Source organism: Shewanella sp. 5S214, assembly GCF_041439795.1.
Lineage (GTDB): Bacteria > Pseudomonadota > Gammaproteobacteria > Enterobacterales > Shewanellaceae > Shewanella > Shewanella vesiculosa.
In genome coordinates this window covers 77899-83898 of sequence record NZ_JBGOOV010000024.1, presented here as the reverse complement: position 1 = coordinate 83898, position 6000 = coordinate 77899, and the positions used below count along the sequence as shown (strand labels likewise).

The 6000-nt window shown below is 40.4% G+C and carries 5 protein-coding genes; 2 read left to right on the top strand and 3 right to left on the bottom strand.

The window, feature by feature from the left end:
- Window positions 1-736 precede the first annotated feature (736 nt).
- On the bottom strand, window positions 737-1294 hold the full coding sequence (gmhB, locus tag ACED29_RS15740; protein ID WP_124016049.1) for a D-glycero-beta-D-manno-heptose 1,7-bisphosphate 7-phosphatase: 558 nt from the start codon (window positions 1292-1294) through the stop codon (window positions 737-739).
- Between the two features lie 190 nt (window positions 1295-1484).
- Here gmhB and ACED29_RS15735 point away from each other — a divergent pair, with 190 nt between their 5' ends.
- Entirely contained in the window at window positions 1485-2159 is a 675-nt protein-coding gene (locus ACED29_RS15735; protein WP_124016050.1) for a GntR family transcriptional regulator, read from the top strand.
- Between the two features lie 132 nt (window positions 2160-2291).
- On the top strand, window positions 2292-3374 hold the full coding sequence (locus ACED29_RS15730; RefSeq protein WP_182699013.1) for a ketoacyl-ACP synthase III: 1083 nt from the start codon (window positions 2292-2294) through the stop codon (window positions 3372-3374).
- Between the two features lie 72 nt (window positions 3375-3446).
- Here ACED29_RS15730 and ACED29_RS15725 read toward each other — a convergent pair whose 3' ends face one another.
- Together ACED29_RS15725 and ACED29_RS15720 are read right to left on the bottom strand one after the other, a co-directional pair.
- Window positions 3447-4136 (bottom strand): 3'-5' exonuclease, encoded by a 690-nt coding sequence (locus ACED29_RS15725; protein ID WP_124016052.1) that lies wholly within the window; start codon window positions 4134-4136, stop codon window positions 3447-3449.
- Window positions 4136-5983, bottom strand: coding sequence for a DUF294 nucleotidyltransferase-like domain-containing protein (locus tag ACED29_RS15720; protein WP_124016053.1), 1848 nt, complete (start codon window positions 5981-5983; stop codon window positions 4136-4138). Before ACED29_RS15720 ends, ACED29_RS15725 begins: the two co-directional genes overlap by 1 nt.
- Window positions 5984-6000: the final 17 nt, after the last annotated feature.

Genomic DNA, 6000 nt, shown 5'->3' with positions numbered 1-6000 from the left:
TTTTTTGAATCTTACGATTCGGCTCAATGAATTCTGATTGCTTATCTCACCGAAGTGAAATAAGTCTTTGTACATATTACTATGAACATTCATCGTTGCATTGAGTGTAAATTTTTTGATTGCCAACATTCCGAGGAACAGAAGACAATTTCGAATAACTCAATACCTGTGAATGTCCACACAGATTACTTGATAAATTTTTAAAGAGCGGACCTGGTAACTTGCGTTAGACGCCGTGTTCCGTGTCAGTGGGGTGTATTATAGGGAAAACATTTTATAGCGCAAGCGCTTTTTAAAGTTTTTATGACGATTAAGACTCAACTGCGTACTATTTAAACTCAAAGCCACATTTAAGGATGTTTTTGCTGTATTTACGAACAAAAACGGCCAACTACAGCAGACCTTGAATATATTTTCCCTGCCTATAGAAGGCTTAAGATGTGCTTCATTGAGATTTAAGTAGCTAATTTGACTTGTTGAGGCTAAATATTTACTCAAGCAAGGTTAATACAGTGTTAACTCAACTGTATATTCGTCTCAACACACAAGATATAGGTATTTTTAATTTTACTGGCAGCAAAAGCAAAACGAAGAAAGCGGTTTATAGATGAATAACAGTCAACCGATGTTCATATATAAGTAGGTTAATGCTTATATATGAACAGGTAGGAGATATTTTTTGCTTATCGGCAATAAAAGACACTTTCGCTTATCGGTTTGATGAGGGATTTGTAGACTATGACAGTAATTGATTTAATAAACTCGGTACATCAGCAATGCTATCAACCACGGCACTAGCAAGATTGATACCCGCTTCATCGACTACTTTACCTGAGCGAACCAAAATAGTGGTATTGATTCCAGCGGCTTTTGCTGCGCGCATATCATCAGCCTTATCCCCAACCATCACAGATTGGCTCATGTCTATTTTCAAGAATTCAGCGGCAGTGGTCAACATACCTGGTTTCGGTTTACGACACTCACAATCTTGCTTGTATTCGCCTAGGCCTTTTTCTGGATGATGTGGGCAATAATAAATACCATCAAGATCGACACCTTTATCGGCAAAGTTCCAATCCATCCATTCTGTTAAATGATGAAAATCATCTTCACTGTACATGCCACGAGCAATACCAGATTGGTTGGTGACAACGACTAATAGGTAACCCTTTTGCTTTAACGCTAAACACGCTTCAAATACACCCTCTATATATTCAAACTCGTCCACAGTATGGACATAACCATTATCTTTATTGATCACGCCATCACGATCGAGAAATACTGCTTTATTCAATCTAACACTCCTTAAACGCTATACTGGGGTGATTATCCCATTGAGATGAATTTGGGGCCAGACAATCTGGATATTTTTATTAATTTGTTTAATTACCACCTTTATATGCATAATTGTATAGGTTTCACTTTATAAAGCGGCCTCTAAGCGGTACCCTTGCTCGAAGATATTAGTGATTATTATAGAATACATGAGCAATATACCTCCTATTATTCATAAAACTCGAACGCAACTTGTTGTTGAGGCGCTTCGTGAACAGATCCTTTCTGGTGATATTCAGGGAGGTGAACCGCTTCGACAATCTGCTATCGCAGAGCAATTGAACGTGAGTCGCATTCCTGTGCGTGAAGCTCTAGTACAATTAGAAGCAGAAGGTTTAATCAATTTCGAACCACATAAAGGTGCAACCGCAACTCTGTTATCAGTTGAGCAAGTCACTGAGTTATTTGAATTACGTGCAATGATAGAATCAGATTTATTAGCTAAGGCAATTCCTAAATTGTCTGATAATGATCTTGCTGAAGCTGAAATGGTGCTCGTTCAACTTGAGTTAGCATTTACACTGAAAGAGTCTGTGGCCAGTTGGAGTGAACTGAATACAAGATTTCATACTCGTTTATACCAAGCGGCTAATCGCCCTCATACAATGGATGTGGTAAACGGTCTAAACACAAATTGTGATCGCTATATTCGTCTACAGTTGCTGTTTACTGGTGGGATCCCTATCGCTGAAAGAGAGCATAGAGTGTTACTTGAGTTATGCAAGAATCGAGATATAGAAAAGGCGACAACTTTATTGCGAGAGCATATTCTGCATGCCTCTGATTCAATAAAGAAATTAGTAGAACAAAAAATTAAGTCATAAAAACAATAATAAATCTTAGTTATGGCTATTAAAAATAATGAATACCAAGAGTTTAGCTTAAGCTCGCTTAATACTTAGCACTTGATATTGTGAATAAATTTAATTAACGATTGAACGTATTGAGAGAATTTTATGCAGTATGCACATATTACCGGTTGGGGTAAGTCCGTTCCGCCAGCAACATTAACCAATGCTGATTTAGCGACATTCATGGAAACAACGGATGAATGGATTAAAACTCGCACAGGGATCAGTCAGCGTAACATTAGTCACGTTAACACTTCTGAAATGGCATCGGTTGCAGCTAAGCATGCACTTGCGGCTGCAGGAATCGACGGTAGTGAGTTAGATTTAATTATTTTAGCGACTGCAAGCCCTGATACCTTGATCCCTAATATTGCTTCAACGGTACAAGCCAATATTGGCGCTACATGTGGTGCATTTGATATCAATGCCGCATGCAGTGGCTTTTTGTATGGTGTGGGTTTAGCCAGCTCAATGATCAAAAGCGGCCAAAGTAAGAAAATTCTGATCATCGGTGCTGAACGTCTGTCTTTTTACCTTGATTGGTCTCGCCGTGAAACCGCAGTATTATTTGGTGACGGTGCTGGCGCAGTTGTTCTTGAAGCAAGCGATCAGCCGGGGGGCGTATTAGGTTATGAGTTAAATAATGACCCTGAAGGGCGAGATATTTTAAAGTCTAACTTTGGCACCCAAATGGATAGATTTGATAACGATTCGTTAGATTTTTATATCCACATTAATGGTCAAGATGTGTTTAAGCGTGCGATTCATGGCATGGGAAGCTTAAGTGCTAAAGTACTCGAAAAATGTAACACCAATATAGATGATGTCGATTTTGTTATCCCGCATCAAGCTAACGAGCGAATTATCGATACGTTAGTGAGCCGGATGAAAATCCCTAAAGAAAAAGCGTTCGTTAATATCGCTGATTATGGCAATACTTCTGCAGCCACCATCCCTATCGCTATTTGTGATGCATTATCTCAGGGCAAAATTGTCCCAGGACAAACGATTTTATCATGTGCATTTGGCGCAGGATTAACTTCTGCCGCATTACTATTAAAGTGGGGTGAACGAACCACACCAATTAATACTAGTGATGCTAAATTACCCCCTTGCGATAAAACGGCACTTGAATTAATTAAGCCTGCGGTTGATTACTTTTTCAATAAAGCGAAAGACGCTGAATAAGCCTTATTGAGTTAACTTAAATTAACTTAAGCGTTAAAATAAGCCAGTCTAGATGACTGGCTTTTTAGTGTGTTAGCGCAGCACATTAATTAAGTCTTTTACCGATAGTTTTTTTACATCGCCTATTGCAGCGACCTGAGCCAAGAGTAATTCAGCACAGGATAATGCATCTATAAGCGCATTATGCGCCGAATAAACAGGTAAACGGTAACGTTCACGACTGGCACCTAAACGTAACGATCCTTCTTTTAATACCGAATGTTGCATTAAACAGCGTTTTTTTTCTATGGCGAGGGTGTCGATAAACACCATAGGAATAGATTGACCAAAACAACGGATTAATTGCTGTTGAATGAACTCGATGTCCAGTGGTGCATGATGCGCCACCAAAATATAACCTTTCGTTTGTGTGAGAAACCATTCCATCGCGTCTTGAATAGATAACGCCATATGCAATTGATTATCGACAATACCATGAACCGTCGCGCTGTGACCGACACTACCACTGATAGCAATCATCATATGTTGTGCCTTTTCAAGCGGGATCACCCCGTTGATAATAGGTACCATACCAATACTGATGACTTGATCGCCAATAGGATTTAAGCCGGTCATTTCAAGATCAATCGCCATTAAGGGGGCGTCGAGAAATGGTTGTGTTAATGCTGGGATAATTGCGTCTAAGTAAGTATCGAGTGGCGAAGGCAGTATGGCCATTTTTTTACGCCACAATATGGCTTTTATCCACCACAGATTAACCACTAAAAACTCCTTAGAAACTTAAGCTTTATGCCCGCTTGAGCATCATGAACCACCTTAAAAGCATCCCGTAATTGGTGGCGCATTAACGAAGAGAGATGTTGTGGTTTTAGAAAGTTATTCACCGGCAGATTATGGGTTGCTTGGTAACCTTGATTCGATAAACGCATATGCGCAATAAACTCATGTGCATCAGCCAAATTAAGTGCATCTTTGCGATTAATAATATTCGCATCCATTAACGCCCTGATCCGCTTGGCGGTATTCACCTCTTTAATACCCGCACTCAATGCATATACTCTGGCAATATCATTAATAAGCGCACTGCCCTTGTGCTTTAAATCCATGCCTTTGACTTCACTGCCATCACGCTCAAGAACAAACTTTCTAAAAAAACCCAGTGGAGGTGATTCCGTTAAGGAATTCCCCGCCATACCGGCAAGGAAAATATCGTTGTCTTGTGTTGATGCTAACACCGAATCTTGTAATTCATTGAATAGGTTTAACGGACCGAACACAGGTCGCATATCGAAAAAGATGCTTGCATGCATTAATGCTTTTGGTTCTGGGGTATTAACCCATTGCGAAAAAAGCCCTTTCCATTTAACAAGGGATATTCGCCACTTGGGGTTTTGCGCCATAATATCGCCTGGACAATAAATATAACCACATTCATCTAAGCCCTTACACACAGCTTTGGTTAACGTGTCAAAATAAGCTGCGGCAAACTCATCAGGTTCATGGGCCAGTAATAAACCATTATCTTGATCTGAACAAGCGACTTGATCTTGGCGACCTTGTGAACCAAACGCTAACCAACAAAATGCCATTGGCGCTTGGCCTAAAATTTGTTGATTAAGCTCAATCAGTCTGCGGGTTAATGCATCGGTTACTGAGGTTAGCACACGGCCAATCTCTTCAGCTCTAGCATCGGCACTGATGAGGTTTTGCAACAACAAGGGGATTTGTTTACTCACGTGAATAAGCTTTTCTATGCTGCCTTGGCGGCCAATTTCGCCAATTAACAGCAAAGGCTGTGAGCTTTGTGAACGCAAAATATCAGTACTGGTGATCATCCCGAGCGCTTGGCTGCCTTCTACCACAGGCAAATGATGAATATTATGTTCACTCATCGCCAACATGGCTTCAAATACTAATGCATTGGCATGGGTTGTGACTGGATTAATTGTCATGGCTTGACTCACCAGAGCATTAAAATCTAACCCTTCGGCAATGATCCGATTACGCAGGTCTCTGTCGGTTAAAATCCCGGTTAACTTTTGATTATCGATCACTAATACCGATGATACCCGATGTTCTCGCATCAGTTTGGCTGCATCCATCACACTGGCGTTAGCATCAATAATAATCGGCCTAGATGACATAATAGAAGTGATGCGGCTCGTAGTGGTCAGGTCTTTGGCGGTAAATTTAGCTTCATTACGTAAACGATTAGCAAAAGCGCGGGCAAAAAACTGATCAAAACTGCGATGATCAGATCTCAACTTGGCAAATACAGATTGTGGTAAATGATAAACTAAACTGTCTTCAAGAATGGCCACTTTATTAACCACTTTTTCACCCGATAGCAAAGTAGAAAAACCAAAGCACTCACCTTCGCCAACACGGTCGACCAACACACCTTCAGGATCGCGAACTTCAAATGCGCCGCTGCGCACCAGATATAATTTGGGGTTATCTTTGTCAAACTCAACAAATGCAGACGCTTTACTGTAATAACCCACAGTAATTTTTTTGGCACAATATTGAATGAGATCTCGAGGAAGCGTATCAAAAGGAGAATGGAGCGCTAAAAACTGCTCTACAGGTTGTAACTCGCTGGCATCCATTAATTAATTCCCTATGG